General features: G+C 68.3%; 36 protein-coding genes. 3 read left to right on the plus strand and 33 right to left on the minus strand.

What is annotated here, in order from left to right; all coding sequences use genetic code 11:
- Positions 1-23: 23 nt before the first annotated feature.
- The 28 genes from BLT97_RS34545 to BLT97_RS34670 all read right to left on the minus strand — a co-directional run bounded on the left by BLT97_RS34545 (position 24) and on the right by BLT97_RS34670 (position 18,934).
- Complete coding sequence (locus BLT97_RS34545) at positions 24-797, minus strand: VG15 protein (RefSeq protein ID WP_093617520.1); 774 nt, start codon at positions 795-797, stop codon at positions 24-26.
- Positions 769-2,205, minus strand: a complete 1,437-nt coding sequence (locus BLT97_RS34550) for a phage portal protein (protein ID WP_093617522.1) — start codon at positions 2,203-2,205, stop codon at positions 769-771. Before BLT97_RS34550 ends, BLT97_RS34545 begins: the two co-directional genes overlap by 29 nt.
- Positions 2,202-3,944, minus strand: a complete 1,743-nt coding sequence (locus tag BLT97_RS34555) for a terminase (RefSeq protein WP_093617524.1) — start codon at positions 3,942-3,944, stop codon at positions 2,202-2,204. Before BLT97_RS34555 ends, BLT97_RS34550 begins: the two co-directional genes overlap by 4 nt.
- A complete protein-coding gene (locus BLT97_RS39190; RefSeq protein WP_093617526.1) occupies positions 3,925-4,437 on the minus strand; it encodes a phage terminase small subunit in 513 nt (170 codons plus the stop codon). The genes BLT97_RS34555 and BLT97_RS39190 overlap by 20 nt, the downstream gene beginning before the upstream one ends.
- A 121-nt stretch (positions 4,438-4,558) precedes the next feature.
- Positions 4,559-4,762, minus strand: coding sequence for a hypothetical protein (locus tag BLT97_RS34565; protein ID WP_093617528.1), 204 nt, complete (start codon positions 4,760-4,762; stop codon positions 4,559-4,561).
- A gap of 268 nt (positions 4,763-5,030) precedes the next feature.
- On the minus strand, positions 5,031-5,231 hold the full coding sequence (locus BLT97_RS34575) for a hypothetical protein (RefSeq protein ID WP_093617530.1): 201 nt from the start codon (positions 5,229-5,231) through the stop codon (positions 5,031-5,033).
- A 466-nt stretch (positions 5,232-5,697) separates the two neighbouring features.
- The gene (locus tag BLT97_RS37645) at positions 5,698-6,024 is read right to left on the minus strand and encodes a hypothetical protein (RefSeq protein ID WP_143041432.1); all 327 of its coding nucleotides are present in this window, start codon (positions 6,022-6,024) and stop codon (positions 5,698-5,700) included.
- A complete protein-coding gene (locus tag BLT97_RS34590) occupies positions 6,017-6,559 on the minus strand; it encodes a class I SAM-dependent methyltransferase (RefSeq protein WP_093617536.1) in 543 nt (180 codons plus the stop codon). Before BLT97_RS34590 ends, BLT97_RS37645 begins: the two co-directional genes overlap by 8 nt.
- 9 nt (positions 6,560-6,568) lie before the next feature.
- Positions 6,569-8,386, minus strand: coding sequence for a right-handed parallel beta-helix repeat-containing protein (locus BLT97_RS34595; RefSeq protein ID WP_245769712.1), 1,818 nt, complete (start codon positions 8,384-8,386; stop codon positions 6,569-6,571).
- Complete coding sequence (locus BLT97_RS38790; RefSeq protein WP_245769713.1) at positions 8,383-9,498, minus strand: hypothetical protein; 1,116 nt, start codon at positions 9,496-9,498, stop codon at positions 8,383-8,385. The genes BLT97_RS34595 and BLT97_RS38790 overlap by 4 nt, the downstream gene beginning before the upstream one ends.
- A gap of 13 nt (positions 9,499-9,511) precedes the next feature.
- The gene (locus BLT97_RS34600) at positions 9,512-9,904 is read right to left on the minus strand and encodes a phage tail fiber protein (RefSeq protein WP_093617538.1); all 393 of its coding nucleotides are present in this window, start codon (positions 9,902-9,904) and stop codon (positions 9,512-9,514) included.
- 12 nt (positions 9,905-9,916) lie between these two features.
- On the minus strand, positions 9,917-10,213 hold the full coding sequence (locus BLT97_RS34605; RefSeq protein WP_093617540.1) for a hypothetical protein: 297 nt from the start codon (positions 10,211-10,213) through the stop codon (positions 9,917-9,919).
- Positions 10,204-11,139 (minus strand): hypothetical protein, encoded by a 936-nt coding sequence (locus tag BLT97_RS34610; RefSeq protein WP_093617542.1) that lies wholly within the window; start codon positions 11,137-11,139, stop codon positions 10,204-10,206. The genes BLT97_RS34605 and BLT97_RS34610 overlap by 10 nt, the downstream gene beginning before the upstream one ends.
- A gap of 11 nt (positions 11,140-11,150) precedes the next feature.
- The gene (locus BLT97_RS34615) at positions 11,151-11,540 is read right to left on the minus strand and encodes a phage tail fiber protein (RefSeq protein WP_093617544.1); all 390 of its coding nucleotides are present in this window, start codon (positions 11,538-11,540) and stop codon (positions 11,151-11,153) included.
- Between the two features lie 87 nt (positions 11,541-11,627).
- Positions 11,628-11,885 (minus strand): hypothetical protein, encoded by a 258-nt coding sequence (locus BLT97_RS34620; protein ID WP_093617546.1) that lies wholly within the window; start codon positions 11,883-11,885, stop codon positions 11,628-11,630.
- 235 nt (positions 11,886-12,120) lie between these two features.
- A complete protein-coding gene (locus tag BLT97_RS34625; protein ID WP_093617548.1) occupies positions 12,121-12,306 on the minus strand; it encodes a hypothetical protein in 186 nt (61 codons plus the stop codon).
- A 46-nt stretch (positions 12,307-12,352) separates the two neighbouring features.
- Positions 12,353-12,598 carry a hypothetical protein gene (locus BLT97_RS34630; protein ID WP_093617550.1) on the minus strand — a complete coding sequence of 82 codons (246 nt, stop codon included), beginning with the start codon at positions 12,596-12,598 and terminating at the stop codon, positions 12,353-12,355.
- A gap of 18 nt (positions 12,599-12,616) precedes the next feature.
- Positions 12,617-13,102 (minus strand): hypothetical protein, encoded by a 486-nt coding sequence (locus BLT97_RS34635; RefSeq protein ID WP_245769714.1) that lies wholly within the window; start codon positions 13,100-13,102, stop codon positions 12,617-12,619.
- 14 nt (positions 13,103-13,116) lie between these two features.
- Positions 13,117-13,338, minus strand: coding sequence for a hypothetical protein (locus BLT97_RS34640; RefSeq protein ID WP_093617552.1), 222 nt, complete (start codon positions 13,336-13,338; stop codon positions 13,117-13,119).
- Positions 13,339-13,344: 6 nt separating this feature from the next.
- Positions 13,345-13,662 carry a hypothetical protein gene (locus BLT97_RS34645; protein ID WP_093617554.1) on the minus strand — a complete coding sequence of 106 codons (318 nt, stop codon included), beginning with the start codon at positions 13,660-13,662 and terminating at the stop codon, positions 13,345-13,347.
- Between the two features lie 110 nt (positions 13,663-13,772).
- A complete protein-coding gene (locus BLT97_RS34650; RefSeq protein WP_245769715.1) occupies positions 13,773-15,953 on the minus strand; it encodes an FtsK/SpoIIIE domain-containing protein in 2,181 nt (726 codons plus the stop codon).
- Positions 15,953-17,110: a hypothetical protein gene (locus tag BLT97_RS34655; RefSeq protein WP_093617555.1), complete on the minus strand. Its 1,158-nt coding sequence runs from the start codon at positions 17,108-17,110 to the stop codon at positions 15,953-15,955. The genes BLT97_RS34650 and BLT97_RS34655 overlap by 1 nt, the downstream gene beginning before the upstream one ends.
- On the minus strand, positions 17,110-17,283 hold the full coding sequence (locus tag BLT97_RS38160; protein WP_176953996.1) for a hypothetical protein: 174 nt from the start codon (positions 17,281-17,283) through the stop codon (positions 17,110-17,112). The genes BLT97_RS34655 and BLT97_RS38160 overlap by 1 nt, the downstream gene beginning before the upstream one ends.
- 160 nt (positions 17,284-17,443) lie before the next feature.
- A complete protein-coding gene (locus BLT97_RS38165; RefSeq protein ID WP_176953997.1) occupies positions 17,444-17,602 on the minus strand; it encodes a hypothetical protein in 159 nt (52 codons plus the stop codon).
- Between the two features lie 85 nt (positions 17,603-17,687).
- Positions 17,688-17,876 carry a hypothetical protein gene (locus tag BLT97_RS34660; protein ID WP_093617556.1) on the minus strand — a complete coding sequence of 63 codons (189 nt, stop codon included), beginning with the start codon at positions 17,874-17,876 and terminating at the stop codon, positions 17,688-17,690.
- 100 nt (positions 17,877-17,976) lie between these two features.
- Positions 17,977-18,357, minus strand: a complete 381-nt coding sequence (locus BLT97_RS34665; RefSeq protein ID WP_093617558.1) for a RapZ C-terminal domain-containing protein — start codon at positions 18,355-18,357, stop codon at positions 17,977-17,979.
- A complete protein-coding gene (locus tag BLT97_RS38170) occupies positions 18,357-18,518 on the minus strand; it encodes a hypothetical protein (protein ID WP_176953998.1) in 162 nt (53 codons plus the stop codon). The genes BLT97_RS34665 and BLT97_RS38170 overlap by 1 nt, the downstream gene beginning before the upstream one ends.
- On the minus strand, positions 18,515-18,934 hold the full coding sequence (locus BLT97_RS34670) for a DUF6907 domain-containing protein (protein ID WP_093617559.1): 420 nt from the start codon (positions 18,932-18,934) through the stop codon (positions 18,515-18,517). The genes BLT97_RS38170 and BLT97_RS34670 overlap by 4 nt, the downstream gene beginning before the upstream one ends.
- A 207-nt stretch (positions 18,935-19,141) precedes the next feature.
- Here BLT97_RS34670 and BLT97_RS34675 point away from each other — a divergent pair, with 207 nt between their 5' ends.
- The 3 genes from BLT97_RS34675 (at position 19,142) to BLT97_RS34685 (ending at position 20,845) form a co-directional block, all read left to right on the plus strand.
- Positions 19,142-19,363 carry a hypothetical protein gene (locus BLT97_RS34675; protein WP_093617561.1) on the plus strand — a complete coding sequence of 74 codons (222 nt, stop codon included), beginning with the start codon at positions 19,142-19,144 and terminating at the stop codon, positions 19,361-19,363.
- A gap of 148 nt (positions 19,364-19,511) precedes the next feature.
- A complete protein-coding gene (locus BLT97_RS34680) occupies positions 19,512-20,276 on the plus strand; it encodes a helix-turn-helix domain-containing protein (RefSeq protein WP_093617563.1) in 765 nt (254 codons plus the stop codon).
- Positions 20,273-20,845 carry a GIY-YIG nuclease family protein gene (locus BLT97_RS34685; RefSeq protein WP_176953999.1) on the plus strand — a complete coding sequence of 191 codons (573 nt, stop codon included), beginning with the start codon at positions 20,273-20,275 and terminating at the stop codon, positions 20,843-20,845. The genes BLT97_RS34680 and BLT97_RS34685 overlap by 4 nt, the downstream gene beginning before the upstream one ends.
- An 81-nt stretch (positions 20,846-20,926) precedes the next feature.
- On the opposite strand, the gene BLT97_RS34690 is transcribed toward BLT97_RS34685, so the two are convergent.
- The 5 genes from BLT97_RS34690 to BLT97_RS34710 all read right to left on the minus strand — a co-directional run bounded on the left by BLT97_RS34690 (position 20,927) and on the right by BLT97_RS34710 (position 22,824).
- On the minus strand, positions 20,927-21,115 hold the full coding sequence (locus BLT97_RS34690; RefSeq protein WP_093617567.1) for a hypothetical protein: 189 nt from the start codon (positions 21,113-21,115) through the stop codon (positions 20,927-20,929).
- Positions 21,112-21,756 carry a hypothetical protein gene (locus BLT97_RS34695; RefSeq protein ID WP_093617569.1) on the minus strand — a complete coding sequence of 215 codons (645 nt, stop codon included), beginning with the start codon at positions 21,754-21,756 and terminating at the stop codon, positions 21,112-21,114. The genes BLT97_RS34690 and BLT97_RS34695 overlap by 4 nt, the downstream gene beginning before the upstream one ends.
- Before the next feature lie 215 nt (positions 21,757-21,971).
- On the minus strand, positions 21,972-22,289 hold the full coding sequence (locus BLT97_RS34700) for a helix-turn-helix domain-containing protein (protein WP_093617571.1): 318 nt from the start codon (positions 22,287-22,289) through the stop codon (positions 21,972-21,974).
- Positions 22,286-22,594: a hypothetical protein gene (locus tag BLT97_RS34705; protein ID WP_093617573.1), complete on the minus strand. Its 309-nt coding sequence runs from the start codon at positions 22,592-22,594 to the stop codon at positions 22,286-22,288. Before BLT97_RS34705 ends, BLT97_RS34700 begins: the two co-directional genes overlap by 4 nt.
- Positions 22,591-22,824, minus strand: coding sequence for a hypothetical protein (locus BLT97_RS34710; protein ID WP_093617575.1), 234 nt, complete (start codon positions 22,822-22,824; stop codon positions 22,591-22,593). Before BLT97_RS34710 ends, BLT97_RS34705 begins: the two co-directional genes overlap by 4 nt.
- Positions 22,825-22,875 lie beyond the last annotated feature (51 nt).

The raw sequence follows: 22,875 nt of genomic DNA on the forward strand, positions 1-22,875 counted from the left end.
CCAGGGCAGCCGAAAGGGGTTGGTCAGTGCGAGCCGGGCAGCGGGTTGCTGTCGTACTCGGCTAGCGCCCGCCGGAACAGGCGCAGCTGGTCGCCCGGGTGGCCTTCCGCGTACTCGCGGTAGATGCGCTCCCACTCGCGGGCCTGCCGGGACAGCTCGAACCGCTGCCCCTTGAACACCGGGATCACGCCGCAATGACAGCCGTCGTGCGCCCGGAAATCTGCCGTGTCCTGCGCGTACACCGCGCCGCGGCTGGCGAGCAGCTTGCAGAACGCGCATGCGCCGAGCGCTGCCGCCCGCGCCCACGCGGTGGCCTGCCGGTCCTGCCGCACCGCCTCCCGGACGGTGCCGCGGCCAGTATCGGCCACCAGCTTCTGCGCCACCTGCTCGGCCTTCGTCTCCGCCTGTTCCAGGCGGACATCCATCGGCTGTAGCTGAGCAGGAGTCGCCTCGTCGGGATCCCGCGGCCACAGATCCTTCGTGGCCCACCGCAGCGACGCCGTCACCTGCTCCTCCGGCGGAGGCTCCGCCAAGGGCACGGTGAACGGGCCCGACATTCCGGCCGCTTCACGTTGCGCGTCGTAGAACTCCGCAGCCAGGGAGCCGGAGGTGCGCGCGTACTGGACGATCACCGCGTTCATTGCGGTCAGCCAGTCCGGCACCGACTCTCGAAGACGCGACGGCAGGATCAGCCGCCGCAACCCCCGCACGTCCCGCACCAGCAACCGGGTAAGGCCGAGCTGAGCAGTCCGATACCGGGTGGCGTCATCACTGCTGTCCGAGACCGTCGTCGCCACCGGTCACCTCCGATGACGGCGGCAACTCCTCCGCGCCACCGAGAGCAGCCAGCCGCTCCATCAAGCGGCCGCTCGCAGCACCAGCCGCGGCCCGGCGGCGGTCCGCATGCACGCGGCGACGCTGGTCCTCGGTCAGCCCTGCCATCTCGAGCGCTACATCGGAGTCCGCAGGAATGATGCCCTGCTGGACCAGCTTGACGGTCGCGTCCGTCTGAGCGGCCAGCGTCGGCGTCGCCGGGTTGCGCCACACGCATTCGATGCGGCGCTCTTTCGGCGGAGGCTCCCCTTCGCGGAACCACAGAGCCAGCCGCATCGCGTCCCGGTGCGTCGCCGAGAACCGGCGAATGCGGCGCTCCGCCTTCTTCACCTGCCGGTTATCAGCGAACTGGATCGCGTCAGCGCTCGCGGGATTGTCGCTGCTGTAGCCCAGGACGTGCGGGGCCACGGAGAGCTGAGAGGCCATGATGCGGGCGTACAGGTCGATGATCTTTGTCTGCCCGGACGGGTCGTGTGCGGTGAACGCACCGACCGTCGGAACGTTGCCGTCCTCGTCACGCTCCAGCGCCAGCACACGGCCGATGTACGTCTCCCACGCCGAACGGGCATTGCCCTCCGCATCCTGAAAGGCCGACTCCGAGGCACCCAGGATGTATCGCTGCGGAGCGCCGAAGAACTCTGACTGCACTTCGATGCCCATGAGGCGCCGACATGCGGCATCAGTAATCGACATGACCTCAGGGGTGATCTCGCTCTTGCCGATGCGGTCAGCGGTGCGCTGCCGGTTCGCCATTCGCAGCACCGGCACCATGCCCAGCCTGTGGATGTCGCGGTCGAAGACCTCCCAGCCGCCCTGCACTTCGGCCGCGTACACGGTCTGATCCGGCAGATACAGCGTGACGATACGTGTGCCGTCCTCGACGGACTCGCGCAGTGCTGCCGTCGCCAGCCGCAGCCGGGCATCCCACAGCATCGTCATGTCCAGCGGCGACTCGAACGTGATCAGCGGCGGATCGCCAGCCTCGCCGGAGCCGACAGACACATACTCCCGGCCGTAAGTGAGCGCATCCAGGTGCGCCAAGCTCGCCTCGTCGTAGAGGTTGTTCGACTCGGCGATCTCCTCCAAGTCGGTGGCATCCGAGCCGTCCGCCCAGCGGAACGCCTCCAAGTCGAGGCGCTCCTCCAGCGATTCCACGCCTGTCCTTGGCCACCCGATCACCGTATGCAGCGACTTCAGTTGCGGCGGAATGCTAATGCCCAGGTCGCGGATGACCTGCTCGCCGTTGAAGTACGCATCCAGCAGCTCCAGCTTGAACCGCTGCGTCAGCAGATCGGTGCGGAGCTTCGTCACCAGGTCCATCTCATCCGGCGACAGGGCCAGGAGGGGAAGCTCCGGAATGACCACGGTCATCGCAGCACCACCACCCTTCCCCTACCGCGCACTGTCGAACGCTTCGCCCACGCCGGGGAGTTCATGACCATGCGGCGCAGCATCCGCGCCCCGATCGCACACACCGCCAAGTCGACCTTCCGCGCCGACTCCCGGTGCTCCTTACCGATCGTGTAGCCCCACGCGTTCGTGCGCCGCCGAGCGTTCGCCACGTGCTGCCGCAACACCTTGTGCCCGTCGTGGGTCAGGCCCCGCTCGAGAACGTCGCGGTAGAAGCGGTCAACGGCCTCCGTGAACGCCTGCTGACGTCGCCGGTCGCCCATGTCCCACATCACCGCGTGCTGCCCGTGCCCAGATGGGACGGCGCGAAGCTTGAGCCGCTTCCCATACCGCTGCGCCCAGGCATCCACGTAGCCATCCCAGTAGCGCTCGCCGTCCGCATCGTCGTACCCGGCGCCGGGGTCAGCGAAGAAGGCCAGCGGCTTGTACTGAGCGAATACGCGGTCCACCACCCCGTCGACCTCCTCACGAGGAACTCGCCAGGGCGCGCCTTCCGGCCAATTCGCGGGCCGCTGCCACACGCCGAGCGTCTGCACGTGCCCGTCCGACAGGCGGCAGGCCACAAGGCCCGTCGCGTCGTCGCTTTTGGAGCCGTCGAAGAACATGACGACTTCGTCGTTGTCGGCGAGCTCGACACCCTCGCGCCGGCAGGCGTCCCACTCGTAGGGCGCGAGAAACGCGTCCTCCGCGGCGACGATCTGGTTGAACCAGAACCGGCGGGACCTCGATGGCGGATTGCGGACGTCGAGGATCGACGCCTTCAACCGCTCGATGTCCAGCCACGTCGAATCCCCACGGACCGCACGGAGCGTCGGCTCGATCCATGCCTCCGTCAACTTCGCCTCGGCCGGAGCCTCCAGCGAGTCGTAGAACAGGCCCACATCCACCGCACGGCCGGCTTCCGCCGACTCGAACGCCTCCCGGGTCCGCTCGGCAACCGAGTCCTCGCCGGGCTCGTAGGCGTTCGTGTTCGCGAGGGTCCGAGACTGGCCGTCTGCGCTCTTGGTGGCGTTGCGCTCGATGACCGCGGCCATCTCATGGCCCTGGTTCGACTCCAGCCAGTGGTGCGTCTCGCCGAGGTTCACGGCCGTCGGTCGGCCACCCTCGAGGGCCCGCGGGCTGCTGGTGACGGCCTCGATGCGGGCCCGGCCCTTGTCGGCGTAGATGATCTCCTTGCCGAGGTCGATCCGGTACTCCTCGATCGCCCGCTTCGTGAGGATGCTCGGGAACAGCGTCATCGTGTTCCGCGTCTGATCCTGCGAGACCGCCGCGATCTGCACCCACGCCGCCGGATGCTGCACGCCCAGCGGCTGCCCCGCGGGAACGCCCCACTCGTTGCCCTCGTCGGCCACCTCTCCGAACCGGCACGGGCCGACGAACTCGAAGGCGCTCCACGTGGCGATGAGCGGGTCCTTGCCCCAGCCCTTCAGGCGCTGAATCACGCCGTCGCGCCACAGAAACCGGTTCGTCACCGGATCCAGCGCGTACCACCACAACGTCAGCCGCGCCTGCTCCGGCGTGTACTGCCACGGCTTCCCGACATAGTGCTGCAAGTACGTCGACGTCCACGCGAGCGCATGCCAGCCGAGCGTGTACTCCGGCAGCAGGAAGCGACCGTCCGGGCCGCGCTTCCACGTCGGGCCGATCGTGAACGGCGCAACAACCGCGGGGACTTCCTCGTCAGCCGCCAGCGATGTCACGGTAAGCGTCCAGCGGCCTGACCGCGGCCAGCTGCGGACCCGTCGGCTTCTTACGCTCCAACTCGATCCGCACCCGCCGACGGTCTCCCTCCGTCGACAGAAGGCTCGCCATCACGCTGTTCAGCGCCGCCACGTACTGACCATTCGGCGCACGATCCGACGACAGGCCACGCGACATCAACTCCGCCGCATACCGGGCCATCGCCCAGTCCGACGGCTGATAGAACACCGCCTGACCGGACTCCTGTAGCGACAAGTACCAGTCCGTCGCGATCGGATGCCACAACGGATCAGGCTCCGGAAGGTCCGGCAGGTCAGCCGGCGGCCCAGACGGCGCCTTCACGAGGCCAGGCCCATCGTCCTTGTTCCGACGACGGCGTTCCTCGCTGCGCTTCGGGATAGGTCCATGAGCGCCCACAACGACCTCCAGGGTCCAAGGCGCCACCAGGACGCCGGGCGAACGAGCCCACGCCAAGGCCCGCCACCAGGGCATCCCTTGATCGAAGGCGATGAACGTGCAGGCCAGAGGCCCTAGGGAACCCGTACAGCCGGTCAGGTGCTACACGGCTCCGATCCGGGTGATCGCCGGGGAGGGGGGTATCCCCCCGGGGTGATCATGAGTACCAGCGCTCGAACTTGATCTCTTGTGCTCGCGGTGCCTCGCCGGCGAGGGCCCTGGCGTGATCGTCCGTGGAGCCGGCTGCGATGGCCTTGAGCACGTCGGCAAGGAGTTCGTCCTCGCAGAGGTGCGCGACTTCGGGGTCGTCGGCAGCGTCGCCTATGGCCTGTACCCGCTGCCGCACATGGGAGACGTCCATGCCTGCCTCCCTCGGTGCCCTTGGGTGGCCGGCCTAGCGCCTGCGCCTGCCTGCGTTGGTCCTGCTGCCTGTGCCTGCCCCTGTGTTGCGGATGTGGAGTAGCTGGCAGTAGCCCTTGGGCCCTGGATCCCAGGTACTTGTGGAGCTGGCGTGTGCACCTGGTCCAGTCGCCGGGTGTGCCCCATCGGATCTTGGTTGCGCCTGGTCCTGTGCTCCAGTACCTGCGCAGTGTGGATGCGTTGCCTCGGCCCTTGCTTGCCACGGTGGATCACTCCTTTTGTGGCGCGGGCTCCTCGTCGTCTACCCGTTGGATGGATGCTCCTTGCCCGCTTGGGATGGCGAGGCAGACGCCTTGGGTGTCGGTGAGGACGGCCCAGCCGGCGTCGAAGTGGAGGGTGAGGGCGGGGTCTTCGATGAGGACGTCGTCCCTCTTCTGGTCCCTGGGGTGGACGATCAGGTAGCGGGGCACGGGTTCACCTCAGCCCGGGGTGTTGTTCGGGGGGTCGCTTCCGTCCGGGGCGGGGGTTTGCTCGCTGGGCGGCGTGGCCTTCGGCGCTGCTCTTGCGATCGTGGCAGGGGCCGCACACACCTTGCAGGTCGTCGTCCCCATCCCGATCAGCCTTGGCCACGATGTGATCGCAATGCGTGCTCGGCCGCACCTTGCAGAGAACGCAGATCGGATCCCTCGCCAGGATCCGTGCGCGGATCTTCTCCCACCCGGACGGCAGCCGGCTCTTCCGGTTCGAGTCTTGCCAGCCGCCGCTCACTGCTGTCCTAGGCTCGCAACGAGGATGGCCTTGGTCAGTTCGAAGGCCTGGTCTTCGGTGAATCCTGCGTTGACGTAGGCGAGGTACGCCTCGTGGAGCTGAACAGCTGCGGCTGCGAGTTGGGTTATGGGGTCCTCGGGTTGAGGCATGGGCGCGGGCCTTTCGGGTCTAAGCGGGGACTTCGCGAACGACAGCCTTTTCGGCGGATGTCTCGCTCGGGTACTCGCAGCGGTCGTTCAGAAAGATCCACAGGGCGCCCGGCATGGTGCAGTCGCTCGTGATCGGGTGCCGGTCGATGTACATCCAGCGCCGCTGAATCAGCTCCATGTGCTCGTTGCACGTGATGCTGTTGTCGAGTTCGGCATCCCACATGACATGCCAGGCTCCGGGCTTGCCGCAGGCTTCGCCCGCTGTGGAGGGCTGGTAGCCGCACGTTTGGGTGCTGTCGAAGCGCCGCTCTCCCTTTGGGACGAAAGGGGTCTGTGCATCAGCCACGTCGGCTCCACCACCAGCAGCCGAGCGTGTCGCCGCGTATCGATTCGACCTTGCCGCCGAGCCCTGCGAGGACTTGGTCCATGTCGTCGGCGTCCCACTGGTGAACGTGTGCCTCGTGCGGGTTGCCGTCGACTTCGCCCTGTACGGACTCGACGATGGGCACGCTGACGAGGATGTTCCATGCGCCGGCTGCTGCGGCCTGTTGCAGGAGTACGTCGGCGGCGAGTCGTGGCATGTGCTCGAGGACGTCGCCGAAGATGACGAGGTCCCGGTGGAACAGGTGGGCCGCAGAGTCGCGGGCGTCCTCGACGTGGAGCTCGTCGTACATGCTGCGTGTCTTCGTGGACTTCAGCTTGTACTTCGCGATGTACGGCTTGTAGATCTCGATGCCGGTCCACCACACACCCTTGTGGACGGGCCGGAACAGCTTGGCGTAGGTGCCTTCGCCGGGCCCGACGTCCGTCACGGTGTCGGGCTTGTGCTGCTCGAACCGTTCGAGGGACCAGTCCTTGCCCTCGGCGATGCTGGTGGGCATGGCGGTCTCCTAGCTGAGGGCGGCCCAGCGGGCGCCGGACGTGACGGTCTGGCTGGCGAGGGCGATGGTCGCGGGCAGGCTGGTCTGGGCGGTGGGCCCGGTGAGGAAGCGTGCTGTGGCTGCGGTGAGGCCGGGGCTGACGGTGGTGGATCCGCCGGCTCCCATCGCGAACTGGGGTGGCGTGGTGCCGACTGCGAGGATCGCCACGTAGTAGCTGCCGACGGCGAGCGTGGTCGGGGCGGTGAGCGGGATGGTTTTCTGCCCGGTGGTGGTCCAGTTCGTGGCTTGGTCGGCGCTGACGGCGAGCCGGGTGCCGGCCGACGAGTAGATGCCGACGAGGCACTGCCCTGCGATGAGTCCGGCACCTACGGCCTCAATCCCGATGATGATGTTGGTGACTTGGCGGGGCCTGCCAACGACTTTGACCTTGCACAGGTAGACGGTGCCGGACACGGTCGCGTTGGACGCGGAGCGCAGGGTCGCGGGGTCGTGGGTCCAGGCGATGAGCCCGTGGTCGGCTGGCGTGAACGTGGCGTCGGTGCTGCCGCCGGAGGTGAGGGTGCGGGCGGTGGCCGTGGTCGCACCTGCCGCGGTGATGATGCTGCCGGCATAAACGAGGGTGTTGGTGCCGTCGTCGAGGTAGCCGGCGGTGTCGGCGTGCAGGTAGGCGTTGTCGACGCTGACGGTGGCGGAACCGGAGACCCTCAGCCCGTACTGGGGGCTGTTGGTGCTGGAGCCTCCGTCGTCGACGCCGGGGTAGCAGGTGACGCCGTCGATCGACACGGGCACGGTGGCGCCGATGACGGCGAGTCCGGCGTAGGCGCCGCCTCCGCTGCCGCCGTTGCGCCCGTCGCGGCGGGTCTGCAGCCCGGTGACGAGGATCGGGGTGTTGCCGGTCGCGTCGATGAGCATGCCGTGCTGGCCGTTGCGGTCGGTTTGGCAGCCGGTGATCTGCATGCCGCCGGAGCCGGCCCAGTCGCCCCAGGTGCCGGTGATGCGGTAGCCGTGGCTGCCGTTCCATTCGGCCCGGCAGGACAGCAACTGTCCGTTGGTGCAGTTCTGCAGGACGAAGCCCTGCCCCCAGCAGCCGATGACTTGCACGTCGTCGAGGGTGACGTCGGTGCAACCGGTCAGGAGCAGCCCGTTGGCGTGGCAGTTGTCGACCATGACGTGGTGCAGGCGCCACGAGTACGGGAACGTCCCGTCGCCGCGGGAGGCGGTGACGATGCCGTTGTTGGGCATCTGCCGGATCGTGACGTTGTCCAGCACAACGTTCTGTACGTTGCCGCGGGCGTAGATGCCGTCGATGCCGGAGCCGCCGAGTTGTGATCCGTCGACCATGAGGTCGGTGATGCGCTGCTCGCCGCTGATGTTGGGGTGGGTTCCGTCCGGGTCGCCGATGATCTGAATGACGGAGGTGCCGGTGAACGGCGCGGCGGGCTGGATGTAGCAGGGGTATTCGGTGCCGGTCATGCCGGGCCCGGTCATGAGGTTGGCGTGCGCGCCGCGCAGGCTGACGCCGTTCTTCAGGTCGAGCGTGGCTGTGGTCTTGTACACGCCGGCCGGGAGGTAGACGACGCCGCCGGGCGGGCAGGCGTCGATCGCGGCCTGGATCGCGGATGTGTCGTCGGCGATGCCGTTCCCGGCCGCGCTGTGCGGGGGCAGGGTGACGTTGGTCCAGTCGGTGACGCCTTGGAGGGTGACGTTGCCGGATCGGCCGTTGACGGCGAACACGGCCCCGTTGTTGACCTCGATGACGGGCGACTTGCGTCCGCCGGTGACGCTGATCTGGTCGGGCTGGGTCTCGCCGGTGACTTGGATCCTCACGAGCGGGTCACCTCCCGGGACACGATGGCGCGCCCGTTGAGGAGCCGCACCACGGTGTTCCCCTGGTACACCTCCAGGTCCCACACCCCGTTGCGCTCCAGCGTCTGGGTGACGGAGGCGGGCACGGCGCAGCGGATGGCCGCGCCGATGACCGTCAGGTAGGGGGTGAGGTCGAGGAGGAGGATCCCGTTCTCCGAGGCGGGCGCGGAGCGTATCTGGGCGCGTGCGTTCCACCCGGCCCAGGTGAACCCTTCGTCGGTGACGGTGTAGTTCTGGACGAACGTGGAGCCTTGTTCGATGTAGAGGTCCCAGTCTCCGGCGCTCAACTCGGCCACCTCCGGGATTTCCGTGCTGGCGGCGTCGGCGTCGAGGACGGCTTCTGCGGTCAGGTCGGCGCCTGCGTGCGCGGACAGCGCGAGCCCTGCGGTCAGGGTGGTGTCGGCGGTGAGGGCGGCGTTGGTGCGGGCGGATAGCCGCACGGTGGAGGTGAGGCTGGTTTCGCCGGTGAGTGCCGCGGCTGCGCTCCAGACGGCGCCGTCGTTGAGGGTGTTGACGTTGTCGTAGGCCGCGTAGTCCGTCACGCCGGCGTTGCGGTAGGCGAAGAGGTCGAGGGCGCAGGTGTCGATGTTGGCGGGCACCCAGGCCGGGGTGGCGAGGGTGCGCCGGTTCGTCCACACGGTCCCGTTCGGCGAGGTGTCCCAGTAGACGTTGGTGCCGTCCTCGCGTAGGCGCAGCCACAGGTGGTTGACCGCATCGAACGGGATCTCGACGCCGGTGGGGTCGTAGTAGTCGACCATGGAGTGCATGCGCAGCACGTTCGTGACGGCGTCGTACTTGAAGCCGAGCGCCGTTCCATCCACGGCGGACTTGATCAGGAAATTCGCGGACACATCGGTGCCGGTGGATGTGGCGGGCCGGGTGGCGAGTTTCAGGTAGACGGTGGCGCCGGCGAACGTCCACGCGCGGCCGGTCTGGTATCCGGCGTAGGCGCCGGCGACGAGCGGGATGCGCGCCTGTCCACCGGTTTCGGTGACGCCGCCGTAGGAGTCGCCCCACTCGGGACCTATGACACCGTCGTTGAAGTTGTCGATCAAGGTGGAGAGAAGCGGCATGCTCGCCCTCCGCTCAAGACAGGGAGAAACTCAGCGAGGTCGCGGTCAGGCGCAGTTCGTCGCCCGCGGCGACGGTGCGGGACGCGGTCAGCGGCCCGTACCAGAGGCGCACCGGAGTGCCGGCCGAGTCCCATACTTCGACGCCGACGACGGTCACGGCCGGCATGTTCGTCCACACCAGATCAGCGCTGTTGGAGGTGGCGCCGGAGGCGGCTGCGGCGACGGTCAGGTTCTGCCGCGCATACGAGCCGCCAACCACCTCGGTGCCGGCGGCCGTGTCGCTGCCGTTCGCCGTCACCAAGGCGACCTTGAGGGGCGTCGTGGGGGCAGTCGCGGCCAAGCCGAGGATGAAGTCGAGGCAGCGGTTCTCGGCGGTGTTCGAAAGGTTGTCCGGGATGGGACTCACCGCCTTTCGCGGTCAGGAGACGAGCAGTAGGCCTTTGGCTTTGCGGACGATGTGCTCGGCGCCGGGCGGATCAACGGCGACCCACACCGTGTAGGTGCCGGCGGTGAGGGTGAGCGTGCCGCCGTCGGGGCCGATGAGGATGCGTGCCGCTCCGTCGACCCATGCCGCGTCGCGCCACTCGGCCGGTGTGGGGCTGCTGTTGTGCAGGACGATCGCGATCCGTATCGGGCTGTTGGTGAGGTCGACGCCTGCCGGGCCGGTGATGGGGATGTGCAGGTATTCGGTGGAGGCGGCGGGGATCAGAGCCATGGCGCACCGGCCTCCCACGCGAGCGTCGGCGATCCGATGGTGATGCTGTAGTCGATCGCAGCCTCCGCGATGGCCACGCTGCCGCTGGCGGTGAGCACCGCGGCCCCGCGGACCGTGCGCGTCCCTGTCGCCGTGAGCGTCCCTGTGGCGTCCGCTGCGACCGCGCCGGAGGCTCGGCGGGTTCCTGCCGCGGCGAGGTCGCCAGAGGCGTCGAGGGCAGCGGTTGCGCGGGCCCTGAGGGTGCCGGCGGCTGCGAGCGTGCCAGTTGCGTCGAGCGCGGCGGCCCCGGGCTGCCGGCGGATCCCTGCCGCGGTGAGCGTGCCGGTTGCGGTGAAGCTCGCGGAGCCTTCGACGGTCTGCCCGGCCGCCGCGTTGATCGAGTGGACCTCGATGAAGTCCGGGGTGCCGGCGTCCCGGTGGCCTTCGATGAGGAACGACAGCGTGGTGTCCGCTGCCCACGCGGGCGCGGTCGCGGTACGCCGGTTCGTCCACGTGCTGCCGTCGGGGCTGGTGTCCCAATAGACGCTCCCGGCAGCTTCACGGAACCTCAGCCAGGCGTGGTCGGTCGGGCTATAGGTCAGGAACACGGCCCCGGCGTCCGCATAGCCCTCACGCAGGTACAGACCGATCGCGGACTGTGCGGGGTCGATGATGAACCCGCCATCCGTCCCGCCGGTGCTCGTGAGCACGAGTACCGATGCGACCGCGGTGGTGGCCCCGTTCGGGATAGGCGCCTGGAGGTGCATGACGAGACTGGACCCGGTGAGCGTGTAGGTGCTCGCGGACTTGAGCCCGGCGTACCCGGTGGTGCAGGGCACGCGCGCCCGCCCGCCGACTTCGTCGGGGTCGCCGTAGCTGCCGGACCACAGGGTGGTGTTGAGGACGCCGTCCTCGAAGTCGTCGACGAGGGTGTCGAAGGAGGCCACGATGCCTCACCTCAACCGATCGCCAAGTCCACGTCTCCGGCCGCCAGCTTGAACTCGTCGTTCGCGGCGACCGTTTTGGACGCGGCGAGAGGACCATGCCACAGCCGGACCGGCGTACCGGCCGAGTCCCACACCTCGATGCCGACGATCGTCGTCGCGGGCATGCCGGTGAACAGGATGTCGGCGTCGTTGGAGACGCCGCTGCCGCCGGTGGAGCTGGTGAGGGTGATGTTCTGGCGCGCATAGCTGCCGCCAGTCACCTCGGTGCCGGCCGCTGCGTCGGTGCCGTTCACCGTCACCAGCGCCACCTTCAGCGGCGTCGTCGGCCGGGTGGGGGTGCCGACGCCGTGTAGCCAGTTCAGCAGCAGCGACTCGGCCGTGTTCGTCAAGTTGTCGGCCACGGCGAACTCCATCCAGGTGGGCGCCGCGTGGCGCGAGTTGAGCCCCGCCGCCCGTGACGGGGGGATTGGCAGCAGGCGGCGGGACGATCAGGCGGCCCTGGGCGCACGCTGAGGTGTGGGCCGGTAAGCGGCAGCTAGCCGCTCGACTTCGGGGAGGGCGTACATGGTCTTGTACTCGTGGCCCTGGCCGGAGAGGCGGCCGTTGCCCTGGTAGCGGCGGATCCGGCCGCGGGATGCCCACTTGCGGATCACGGTCTCGGGGACACCGGTTGCTTGGGCGGCTTCGTGCGCGAACACCAGGTCGTTGGGGTACAGCTCGGCCGGATGCATCACGCCCCCAGACATGCAGAAAGCCCCCGGCGGAAGCTGGGGGCTCAAGTTACTGCGGACATACGGGTATCCGCTGAGGCGAGTGTGACATAGCGGTGATCGGCACGGCAAGCAACGCCCACGACGAGTGGCCCTGGCGCAAGTACGCCTGGCGTGATGACGACACGCTGTTCGATATCCGTTTGGTTCGGCACGGGTCTAGCGTGGTCTCAGCGCAGGCGGGTGCAGCTGCGAAGGCCCGCCTGCGCGTCTACTCCTGCGGGTTCATGTGGCAGTAGTGCCAGTCCGCATCCGCATGCGGCTCCGCGCCGAACATCCTGAGCACATATGACGCGCCGCCGAGCTCGAGCTGCCCTGCGGGCCGGCCGTGCTCGCCGACCGGCACGGTGATCTCCTGGCCGTCACAAGGTCCGCCCTCAATCCCCAGACTGATCATGTGGGAATCAACGGCGGGCCAGACATGCGGGTTACGAGTGCGTTGGTCAGAAGTCGCCGCAGCGACGGCAGCGACCTTCGCCAGGCTCTCCGGGCGGGACCCCGTACAGGTGCTCGCCACAGAAGTAACCGCCGCACCCGTACTCGTCGCCTCCCGGTTCACCTCCGCACAGGTAGCCGAGGCCGCGGTCGATGCGTGCCTCGCATGCGGGCTCTTCGCAGTCCGCTTCGACGCCGTAACCTGCCTGGATCTTCTCGCCATTGCGGCTGATCTCGTAGAGCGCATAGCCCATGGTCGGCCTCCCTAGTGTTCAGCTTCGGGTGGAGCTCTTGCCCCACCAGCGGTTGTTGTTGGTCGTGTGGCTGTGTTCCTGGTGGACCAGGCCCTCGTAGTGGTGGTGGTGGTGCTCGTCGGGCATGGACTGGCCTGCGCGGCGCAGGACGCGGCCGAGGGCGAGGAGCAGTGTGGTGGGGGCGCCGAACACGATGCCGACCACTACCGAGTTGGCCTCCCCGGAGGTCCACATCACGAGGGATACGGCTCCTCCGACGAGGACCGACGCGACACCGCCCGACAGCATGAGCGTGCTGGCGTCGGTGGCGCGCTGACTCATGGGCGGCCGGCCTGGCTGCGCAACAGGTGGCGTGTCTCCCACGGTCGGCAGCGGGGTCTCGTCGCGGAATGAGGTCTGGTGGATGGCGTCCCGGACGGCCGCTTCGATCACGGAGTCGGTGAGCGGGTTGTCGGTGTGCTGCCCGGCCGTGTGGTCGGGCAGCCGGCCGGGCGGCTGGATCATGGTGTCCTCTCAGGTCAGCGTGAGCGGCGCGAGTGGGTGGCGTTGGCGTTCGGGGTTCGCCGCTTGCCCGAGCGCGTGCGGTGGCAGCTGGCAGCGTGCGCGTTGGCGGTACGGTCCGAGTCCTTCTGCTGGATCTTCCGGCCGTGTCCGCAGCCCGTGCAGTACAGGTAGTCCTTGAGCACGCCGGGGTGCAGGGTCACGGTCTCTCCGACCGGGGTGGTGTACGTCTTCGGCATGGCGGCTCACCACCAGCTGGTCTTGCGGGTGGCGCGCTCGACGGCCTTGTCGCGCTTCTTCGCGTACTCGGCGGCCCGCTTCGCCTGCTCGACCTCAGCACGGATCGCGCGCTTCTCGTCTTCGCGAACTGCGGCACGGTCGAGGAGCCGGTCGATCTTCCGCTCGAAGCGGGCGCCGGACTTGCCGCGCGACTCCCGGAACTCCTTGCGGGCCGCGAGCCACACGATCCGTGCAGCCTCGGCCGGGGTGACGTCGTCCTCGTCGTTGATGGGCATGTGCTTCTCCTTCTGGTGGGTGTGCAGGGCGATATGGCGGTGCGTCATGAAGGGTCGAAACTCGAAATCACTGCAGGTCACGTTGGGTTCTGGGGCGATATCGGGGTCGAAACCGGTTTCGGGTCGGGGCGAAACCAGTGGGTCCGGCCGAAACCGGGTCAGAGGTCGTCTTCAGCGTTGTCGCGGGGGTCGGGAAGGTCCGCGTATCGCACCCCCTTGGCGCCTCCGCAGCAGTCCCGGATGGTGATCTGCCGGGTCGGGATCTTGTGCTGCTTCAGCGCAGCGGACAGCGCGGTAGAGGCTGCGGTCCGCGCGTCACGGACCTCGTCGGGCGACATCTCGGCAGCCGGTTTCTCGGTCTCCAGCCACGCCCCGTACAGCTCGGGGAGGTAGGCGGCGAGGGCGTCGACGAGGCGGTGTGAGTGCACGGTCTCGGCGCCGTCCGGCCATACCGTGTGCAGGTGGTCGACGATCGTGGAGTGGTCGACGGGCTTGACCTCTTCACCTGCGGCTTCGCCGGTGAGGGTGCCTGCTGCGGTGCGCATGGCGAGGGCTCGTTTGCCGATCTCGCGGGCGTCGGCCTGCGGGATGAAGTAGCTGCGTGCGATGCGGGCGTTGGTTGCGGACCGGGTCAGCCAGCCTGTGCCGGAGTCCTTGGGGTCGTCGCCCTCGGCTGGTTCGAAGATGTTCGCGCGGATGCCGCGCTTGTACATGCCGGTGCCGAGGATCAGGTCGTTGGCGATGTGGCCGGTGATGGCCAGGCAGAACCGGACGATGGCGTTGTCGGACACCATCTTCGGGATCGCGTCCGCGTCGGGCTTCTGCGTGGTGAGGACGAGGATGATGCCGTAGGCGCGCGCCTTACGGATCAGCCGGCCTGCCACTGCGGCTGCTTCCTTGCCGTAGACGGGGTGCTCGAACAGGGTGTGAACCTCGTCGAAGATCGCGAGGATCGGGTGAAGCCGCAGGTTGGGGTACTTGTTGGCGAGCTTCCGGCTCACCTTGCGACCGTTGGGAACATCCTCGATGGGCAGTTCAGAGACGACCTTCTTGCGGCGCTTCATCTCCTTCTCCAGGGCGTACATGCCTTCGAGGGCGGCCTCACAGTGCTCGTCGTCGTCCCCCTGGACGTAGCGGTGACAGACGGGCTGGACGGACTCGGCGTCCCCGGACCCCTTGAGTTCGAACATCCACATCTCGCAGGTCGGATCGAGTGCTCCCGCGAGGGCGATCACGACGACGGCGGACGTCTTTCCGGAGCCCATCACGCCTCCGATCAGCATGTTTGTGCCGATCAGGGCGAGCGGCACGAGTTCGCCTCGGGGTGTGACGCCGAACGGGAACTCGCCGTACATGTCGGCCTGGCCACGGTTGGTGAGCGGCCAGACCCGCTTGATGGTGCGCGGGTCCTTCTTCGCCACCCACAAGTTGGCGCGCGAAGGGTGCTCTGTGCCGACCGACGGCCACACGCACTGCAGCGGCCGGCGCATAGCCCCGGCAAGTTCCTTGCGTTTGTCCAGGAGTTTCTCGGCGAGGACGTTGCGCGGTAGGTCCATCTCGGCGAGCCAGCCGGGCCCGTCGACCTGGATGGGCGCAACGAACTTGATGTCGCCCTTGATGCCCATGGCCTCGAGCGCTTCGATGAGCTCGCCCGACTCCAGGGGGCGCTGCAGGTGCACGGACAGGTAGCGGGTGACAACGGGCTTGTCGCCCTTGTTGCCGTTCAATCCGATCAGAGCTGCACCTGCGACGGCCGCGGCAAGGGTCCATCCAGGGGCGAGGAACCCTGCGACCAGCGCGGATATGCCGGTCACGGTCGCCACGGCCAAGGATGCGATCCGGCGAGGCCGAACGCGGCGGGAGTGCTCGCGGGACAGGGTCAGCCATGCCTCGATGTCTGCCGTGGCTGCCGCCTTGGCCTCAACCGGGCGGGCCTCACTGTCGACGACCCACTTCACCCAGCGGACGAAGTACCGTCCGGCACCGCGCGGGAAGCGCACGAGCAGCCGCATCAGGTAGACAGGCGCACGCACCGCGTGGAAGGCGCTGACGTGCGCGTAGTAGGACGCGGTCCAGCGGGCGGCGTCGGCGAACTCGCCGGCCTTGCGCAGCCACGACGGAAGCACCGGGGGCGCGTCCTCGAGGTAGGCGCGTCGTTCATCGAGCCACGTGCCGGTATCGGCCGCGACTTCCTCGGTGTCGACGGGCTCCGGCTCGGCGTCGGGCTTGAGCGCGAACGTCTCCGTCTGGCTGTCACCGTCGACGCTGACCTTCACGAACTTCAAGGGCTGCCGCACCCCGTTGATCAGGGTTCCGCTGGCGCCATCTTCGATGCTCATCAGTTGTAGCCCTCTCCGCCCTGGCCGATCCGGGGGTCGGGTTCCGGCCGCGGCTCCTTCGCCTTGTCTGCGGACTGCCGCTTGGTGCGCGACAGGACGGCTCGCACGGCGTTCTCCTCGACGTCGATCCGGTGCTTCGCTGCGACCTCGGCGACGATGTCCTTGGCGGGCGCATCAGGTCCGAGCAACACCGCAACATCCCGGATCGCGTCGGACTTGGTGAGTGCGGGCTGGGGCGGGCCTACCTGGGGCGCAACAGGTGTTGCGCCCTGTTGCGGCGCCCGTTCCACGGTGGTTGTCGACGGCCCGCCGTGCAGGACGAGGGCGACCTGGACGGCGTCGACGACGACGCCGTATCCGACGAGCTGCGCGGCGAGTTCAGCGGGGGGCAGGCCGGGCTGTGCTTCGTCCGCGATGCGGATCACCTCGGCCGGGTCCATCTCGGCGAACCGGCGCCGCAGCACCTCCTGGGCGGATCGGCTGGCCGCGGCGGCCGGTGCCGGCTCGCTGCGCCCGTACATCCTGGACAGGGCCGCATCGGCGCCGTCACGCAGCCGCTGCCGCTGTACGGCGACGAGGTCTTGGCCGAGGGCGTTGTCGCCGCGGCCGGCCTTCTCGGCGAGCTTCCAGCTCTCGCGCAGCGCGGCGTCGCGCACAGTCTCGTCGGGGTGGTGTTGCGCAACAGCCTGCTGGTAGGCGATGCGCTGCACAGTGTCGGCGTTGCGCCGCAGTTGCTCGGCGTCGATGCCGGTGCGGTAGGTGTTGACGCGGCGTGCGATGAGGCCGAGTCCCTCGGCGGCGCCGCTCATCGCCATCGGGGTGATGCCGTACACGACGGCCTCACCGATGTTGCGGGCGATCATCACGCCTGTTGCGCAGGCTCCCACGGGGGCCAGCCACAGGCCGATGCGGACGATGCTCGGAGACGGCTGATCCAGCATGGTGAGGCAGAGCATGGTGAGGGCGAGCACGAGCGCGAGGCCCTCGCCGGCCGCCACGACGCCCGCGGCGGTTGCTTCGCGGTGGAACTGGGCTTGGACGTTGCTGTAAGTGCCCCAGCCGCCGAAGGCTCCGACAGCGAGCATGAGTGCCGTGGCCACGCCGAGGACTGCGTACTGCCAGCTGTTCAACTGGCGCGGGTTCACGAGGGCGTTCATCACGCCCACCTCCGGTAGATCTTGTGGCCGAGGATCGCGACGGCCAGCGCGACGAGCAGGGCGGGCTGGTGGGCGATGGCTGCCGCCCCGGCTATCGGCGCCTCGACCAGCCACGGGTAGTGGACGGCCAGCGCGGCGAGTACGAGGCACAGCAGCCAGGACGACAAACTCACGGCGGGCTCCTCTCAGTCGTCGGTGTCGGTGGGCTGGTCGGGCAGGCGCATCTCGAGGTGGACGGTGTAGTCGCCGTTCTCCTCGACCTCGACCTCGCTACCGCTGTCGGTGGTCGCACGTGCCATGACGGGCTCCCTTCGGGTGGTGGGGCGGCTTGGGTTAGCGCTGGTCGCTGTTCTTCTCGTGGGCTCGGAGCGCGTCGAGGGCTTGTTCGTCCGCAACGGCCCACTCCGGTGAGTTCTCGCCGAACTGCCTGGCAGCCTCATCGCGGGCGTCCAGGGCGTCGTTCAGTGCGTCAGACGTCTGCTTCCAGCCCATAGCGGGCTCCTCTCGGGTTGCGGGCCGGGCTGTCCGGCCCCACCGCACCCCCACGGAGCGAGCCGCGGGGGACGGAAGGGCCGGATCAGAGGCTCTTCAGTTCCTTGTTGATCTGGTCGAGCTTGTACTGGTAGGCGGCGACCTTGTCGTCCAAGGGGTGGAGGTGGCTGGTCCCGGTAATCTCCTGCCATTGGGCGGCTTCGTCGCGGCACGCCTCCATCAGGGCGGCTTCGGCTCGCAGCTCATCGGCGGTGGGTCGGCGGAACAGGCCCATGACGGGCTCCTCTCGGTTGGTGCTGGTGGCTACCACCAGCGGGATTGAGGTTCAGGCACCCGTTGTGTACGGGTGCGACGTGCAAGCTGGGGCGAGCGGGTCAGCGTTCGACGACGGCCTTGTCGAGGTCTCGGTGTCGGACCTGGGTGCTGTGCCCGTCGGCGCGCAGCTGGTCGGCGAGCGCGCGGGCGAACACGGGGGCGCGATGCCGACCGCCAGCACATCCGGAGGCGACGGTCACGACGCCGGCTGACGGGCCCTCGCTGAACGCGGTCACAGCGTGGGCAGTCGCCTGTACCAGGGCGAGGACGCCTGGTGTGGCCATGGCCGCAGCCTGTACCGGCTCGTCGTCGGCGGTCATGTGGCGTAGCTCCGGGGAGACGTGCGGGTCCCGGAAGTGGTGCCGCAGGTCGATCGTCAGGTGCGCGGCGGGCGGCGCCTCGTGCAGGAACCCGAACGACGTGATCTCCACGACGGCCATCACGCCGCCTCCTTGTGGAGGTGGGCGCACTTGTCGCGCCAGTCGGAGTGCTCGTCGCAGGTGCGGCGCTCGGCGTCCGGGACGTTGTAGGTCCGCTCACGCCACAGCGCACGGTCCAGCTGGTCGGTGATGGCGAGTCGCATCGGGGTGACGGTGCTCATGCCGGCACCCCCACTGCGGCGCTCGCCAGGTCGCGGATGCGGGCGGCGAACTGCTCGACACGAGCCGCGAACAGGACGGCCTGGGCGGGCGACAGGTGGAAGCCCTCCGAGCCGTCGTCGATAACGACGACTGGGGCGCGCTCGGCGACCCGCGTGGAGAACGCGTCCGACCACAGGTACGTCGACAGCAGCAGCTCGACCTCAGGGCCAGCAGTCGGCACGATCAGATCAGAGGTTGCACCCCGGTGGTGCACGTCAACGAGATGCCCCTCGTTCTCCGCGACGTGGTCGAGGGAGCACCACGACGGGCACTCGATGTGAACGTGGGAGCCGGCAACCAGTGCCGGGACGATGCGGGAAGCGGGAGGCGATTCGACCGGCAGCTCATGGGCGCGGGTCTGTAACGTAGAACTCATGGTCTGTCTCCTTGCTTGGGAAGGCTTAGACCTAGGCCCCGTTTCGGTGTTCCAGCACCGGGCGGGGCCGTTCTGTTGGCGTGGTGACTGCCAACACGCCCCACCGTAGGGAACATTATGTTCCTTCGTCAAGCGGCTCGACCTAGGCATTTCTGACCTGTTCGCGTAACGTCATGTCTCATGACGGCGAATGGGACACTGACCGCTATGGATAAGCGATCACTGGAGCAGTTCGCGCAGAGGTTCAGAGAGTCCGAGACTCGAACTGAGATCCTGCGCCAGGAGTTGGCGGTGGCCATCCGACAGGCCACCGCCGATGACGTGCCCCAGAAAGACATCTGCGAGGCCACCGGCTACACCCGCCAACAGGTCCGCCGAATCGTCCAGGCCGGCAACGCTGAGCCGCTCGACCGGGACGAGATCGACTAAGGGGCTGCAGAGCGCTCCGCGACTCGTCATGACCACAAGGTGACGGCATTCCGGTGTCACTCGCGGCGTCCGTGCGGGCGTCAGAGCGGCGACATCAGGGGCGTCATTTCGGTGTCATAACAAGCCTCGGAGGGCTACCTTGGATCACATGACGACACCCAACGCGACACTGCGAGCAGTACGTATGGGCATGCTCATGAGTCAGGAAGACTTCGCCCACGCCATAAGGGACGCCGGCGAGCGCGCCGGGCAGCCCAATGGCGCCAACAAGCGGCTCGTTCAGCGCTGGGAGTCCGGCTCCATCACCGTCCCGCGCGGCAACTACGCCCGCGCGCTTGAGGTTGTGACCGGCCTGCCGATCGACTCGCTCGGCTTCAACACCGCAGGCCCGGTGGCCCGCGTCGCGAACGATGGCCAGGGCGGGCACGACGTCACGCCCTCCCCGGAGGGTGTCGCAGCACCGAACCCGGGTCCCACGCCCGCAACCTCACCCCGCGCCAACTACTCGGGGGTGTGGCTCTCCCGCTACGAGTACTACTCCAGCGGTCGGGACTCCAGCTTCATCGGTCAGCACTACGTCGTCGTACTCCAGCACGGCAACCGGATCACCGTCCGATCCCTGCCCAATGGATCCTCGAACCCCAACTCCCCGCTCACCATGGATCTCACGATCGACGGCAGCGTCATCACCGGCACGTGGGTGGAGCAGACTGCCGAGGACGGCTACTACCGCGGGGCTCGGTACCACGGCGCGATCCAGATGCTCGTCGAACCCACCGGCCGCCGCATGGCCGGCAAGTGGGTCGGCTTCGGCAAGGACATGGACATCAATAGCGGGCCGTGGGAGCTGTCGCTGCAGGACTCCTCGACGAATCAGGCGACCGTCGCGAAGTACAACCGGGTGCCCGAGTGACCGCCCAGGTCGGGCCAGGGAAGGGCGCGCCGATCGCTGGACGCACTGCGGTCTACCGGTTCTTCGACGCGGACGACGTCCTGCTGTACGTCGGCATCGCCACCAACGTCACGAAACGCTGGAGGCAGCACGAGAACGCGAAGAACTGGTGGCATTTGATAGCCCGGTCGTCAGTGACATGGTTCGAGTCCAGGTCTGGCGCGGAGGCGGAGGAAGCTCGCTCAGTCGATGAGGAGCGCCCCCTGTACAACGCCCGGAAGCACCCTGAAGGCGGTTGGGAACAGCTGCGATACGACGACAGCGCGGACCTGGAACGAGCCCACCTCAAGCTCCAATGCGACCTGGCGGACGGAACGTTGCTTCCTGGGCAACGAATCTTCGTCACCCGCCTCGCGTCCCAGTACGGCGTGTCTGCAAGCACCCTCCGTTGGGCCTTCGAACTGCTGCCGATCGGCACTTTCGACTGCAGCCGAAAAGGGCTCGTCTTCGTAGCTAGAGAGGCCGACAAGCCGCGAGACATTCGCTACGCCCGCAAGCGTGTCCAGTACCCGCGCGTGGCTCGCTGGTGATCAGTGTGGCCATCGACGAGACCCTGCCGCACTGACCCCAGACATACGTGAACGCCCCACCCGTGCTGGGTGGGGCGTTCGCTATTGGGGCTCGCACTGGTGGGAGATGCGGATCAGGAGGCCCGACCATGTGCGGGCTTCTTCGGTCTCGCCCTCGCAGTCCTTCGTGAGGCAGACGCGCGGCCCTATCCGCCCGGCCGGCTCCGGCTGGCCGATGCCGAGTTCCCGTTCGAGGCGCGCGATCTTCTCGTAGTCGGGCCGGCCGCTCACGCCGCGTTCCTTTCGGCGAGCGGGAGTTGCTTGAACAGTTCGTCGTGCCCGTAGTGGGTCTGGCATCCGCCGCACTGCTGGCCCGGGGAGTCGAGCGTGACCTTGAGGACGACTCCGCACGGGCACTGCAGGGGGATGCGCCGGGGTGGCCGTTCGCCGGAGATCTGGGCTTCGCACCGCCTCCGCAACTGGCCGATTTCCCGGCTGAATTCGTCGAAGGCGACGTGCCGTTCGGCGGCCCATGGGAGCAGGGTGCGAAGCCGCTTGACTGCCTGGTCGCATTGCTGCTGCAGGTCGCCCTCCCACCGTGGGTGCCGGTAGTCGAGTTGCTCGTGCCAGTCGATGATCCATGTCTGCAGAATGGTCACGACCCCGCCGCGCGCTATGAGGCTCAGCGGCTCCAGCCGGACCGGGATTGGGGCTGTGCGGCTTCCGGAGACTGAGGGGCCACCCGCGCTGCTTCCGGGCATAAGGCGTGCCCCGAGGCGGGCGTACAGGCCATCGGAGCCGGCGAAGGCGCGCAGGTCCAGGTCTGTGCGGTCGAGGCAGATGCGGCATCCGTAGTGCTGGAGTTCGTCGGCGTACAGGTTGCGGCCGCAGCAGGTGCAGCGGGGGCTGGCGTCGTCGAGGTTGGTGTGCACGGCGGTGCTCCGTTCGATGGTGCGGGTGGTGACCCCTGGTGCGGATGATCGTTGGCGCGGCATGGCGAAAAAGGATCACCTCAAGCGGTCGGTCGCGTTCGAGCGCATTCGGGAGCCGGCGCAGCGGGAGCGTCCGGCGGGGCTGTCAGCGCGACGCCGTTTGATCGCCGAGGTGTGTGGCGACCCGCTACCTGATGAGCCGGACGACGAGGCGGCTACTCGCCAGCCTTCTTGAGGTCCCAGACCCGGTCCGCGGCGATGTCTTCGGCCAGTGTGGGGCCGTCACTGGTGTAGGCGGCTTGCGGTATGAGCCCGCGGCGGCGTGCTTCGCGGACGGCTGCGGACCGTTTCTGTTCGCGGGGTAGCCAGGCGACGCCGAGGCGGATGTACGCCTCGGTGAGGAGGGTGGAGACGCGTTCGCGGGTGACGCCCATGCGGACGGCGACAGTGGCGAGGGAGGCGCCGTCGGCGGCGTGGGTGAGGGCTTCGGCTTGCCGGCCGGTGAGTGGCATGCGCTTCGGGCCGCGTGTCATCGCTGCTCCTGGGTGCCGTGGTCGTGTCCGATCAGGTGCCGGAGCGCCTGCTCGATGACGACGGTGGGGATGTGTCGGGGGTAGTGCTGGGCGAGTAGGCGCTTGATGGTGGGGTTGGTCCAGCGGCCTTGCGCTTGCGTGCGTTCCTTGTGTGCCTTCAGAAACTCGAGGGCGACGCCAGCGATGGTGTCGGGGTGGTCGAACACATAGCCGCTGGCGCTGGTGTTGCAGTGCCGGCGGATCGCGGCGGCGAGCGCGCGGGCCTTGTGGCTGTCGACGGCCGGGGCGCCTTCTGCGGTCGTCACGATGCCTCCTCGTCGATCCAGACGACGCGGGTTTTGCCGCCGTGCCCGTGGATGGCTTCGACGTCGGCGACGGACCGGTAGACGGCTATCGAGGTGAGCGCGGTCAGCCAGCGCAGTGCGACGGTGCCGTCGGTGAACTGGAGGCCTTCGACGACGAGGCCAGTACCGGAGGTGCCGGTCTCGTCGATGTCGCGCTGGAGGTGGAAGCGGCGCGGGAGTTGAGCGGTCATGGGTGCTGCTCCAGGGGTTGGGGTGGGGCGGCGGCCGGCATGCCACCGCCC

Origin of the sequence: Streptomyces indicus (genome assembly GCF_900100315.1) — a bacterium.
Lineage (GTDB): Bacteria > Actinomycetota > Actinomycetes > Streptomycetales > Streptomycetaceae > Streptomyces > Streptomyces indicus.

Coding starts and splice junctions, on each gene's coding strand:
- BLT97_RS34605 (WP_093617540.1), bottom strand. CDS start 10,213: ATGGCTCTGATCCCCGCCGCCTCCACCGAATACCTGCACATCCCCATC.
- BLT97_RS34630 (WP_093617550.1), bottom strand. CDS start 12,598: ATGGGCTATGCGCTCTACGAGATCAGCCGCAATGGCGAGAAGATCCAG.
- BLT97_RS34650 (WP_245769715.1), bottom strand. CDS start 15,953: ATGAGCATCGAAGATGGCGCCAGCGGAACCCTGATCAACGGGGTGCGG.
- BLT97_RS34700 (WP_093617571.1), bottom strand. CDS start 22,289: ATGACACGCGGCCCGAAGCGCATGCCACTCACCGGCCGGCAAGCCGAA.
- BLT97_RS38790 (WP_245769713.1), bottom strand. CDS start 9,498: ATGCCGCTTCTCTCCACCTTGATCGACAACTTCAACGACGGTGTCATA.
- BLT97_RS34660 (WP_093617556.1), bottom strand. CDS start 17,876: ATGGGCCTGTTCCGCCGACCCACCGCCGATGAGCTGCGAGCCGAAGCC.
- BLT97_RS34680 (WP_093617563.1), top strand. CDS start 19,512: ATGACGACACCCAACGCGACACTGCGAGCAGTACGTATGGGCATGCTC.
- BLT97_RS34710 (WP_093617575.1), bottom strand. CDS start 22,824: ATGACCGCTCAACTCCCGCGCCGCTTCCACCTCCAGCGCGACATCGAC.
- BLT97_RS34550 (WP_093617522.1), bottom strand. CDS start 2,205: ATGACCGTGGTCATTCCGGAGCTTCCCCTCCTGGCCCTGTCGCCGGAT.
- BLT97_RS38170 (WP_176953998.1), bottom strand. CDS start 18,518: ATGAGCACCGTCACCCCGATGCGACTCGCCATCACCGACCAGCTGGAC.
- BLT97_RS39190 (WP_093617526.1), bottom strand. CDS start 4,437: ATGCCCTGGTGGCGGGCCTTGGCGTGGGCTCGTTCGCCCGGCGTCCTG.
- BLT97_RS34590 (WP_093617536.1), bottom strand. CDS start 6,559: ATGCCCACCAGCATCGCCGAGGGCAAGGACTGGTCCCTCGAACGGTTC.
- BLT97_RS34565 (WP_093617528.1), bottom strand. CDS start 4,762: ATGGACGTCTCCCATGTGCGGCAGCGGGTACAGGCCATAGGCGACGCT.
- BLT97_RS34640 (WP_093617552.1), bottom strand. CDS start 13,338: ATGCCGAAGACGTACACCACCCCGGTCGGAGAGACCGTGACCCTGCAC.
- BLT97_RS34635 (WP_245769714.1), bottom strand. CDS start 13,102: ATGATCCAGCCGCCCGGCCGGCTGCCCGACCACACGGCCGGGCAGCAC.
- BLT97_RS34655 (WP_093617555.1), bottom strand. CDS start 17,110: ATGAACGCCCTCGTGAACCCGCGCCAGTTGAACAGCTGGCAGTACGCA.
- BLT97_RS34625 (WP_093617548.1), bottom strand. CDS start 12,306: ATGATCAGTCTGGGGATTGAGGGCGGACCTTGTGACGGCCAGGAGATC.
- BLT97_RS34645 (WP_093617554.1), bottom strand. CDS start 13,662: ATGACGCACCGCCATATCGCCCTGCACACCCACCAGAAGGAGAAGCAC.
- BLT97_RS34665 (WP_093617558.1), bottom strand. CDS start 18,357: ATGGCCGTCGTGGAGATCACGTCGTTCGGGTTCCTGCACGAGGCGCCG.
- BLT97_RS34670 (WP_093617559.1), bottom strand. CDS start 18,934: ATGAGTTCTACGTTACAGACCCGCGCCCATGAGCTGCCGGTCGAATCG.
- BLT97_RS38165 (WP_176953997.1), bottom strand. CDS start 17,602: ATGGGCTGGAAGCAGACGTCTGACGCACTGAACGACGCCCTGGACGCC.
- BLT97_RS34620 (WP_093617546.1), bottom strand. CDS start 11,885: ATGTCTGGGGGCGTGATGCATCCGGCCGAGCTGTACCCCAACGACCTG.
- BLT97_RS34675 (WP_093617561.1), top strand. CDS start 19,142: ATGGATAAGCGATCACTGGAGCAGTTCGCGCAGAGGTTCAGAGAGTCC.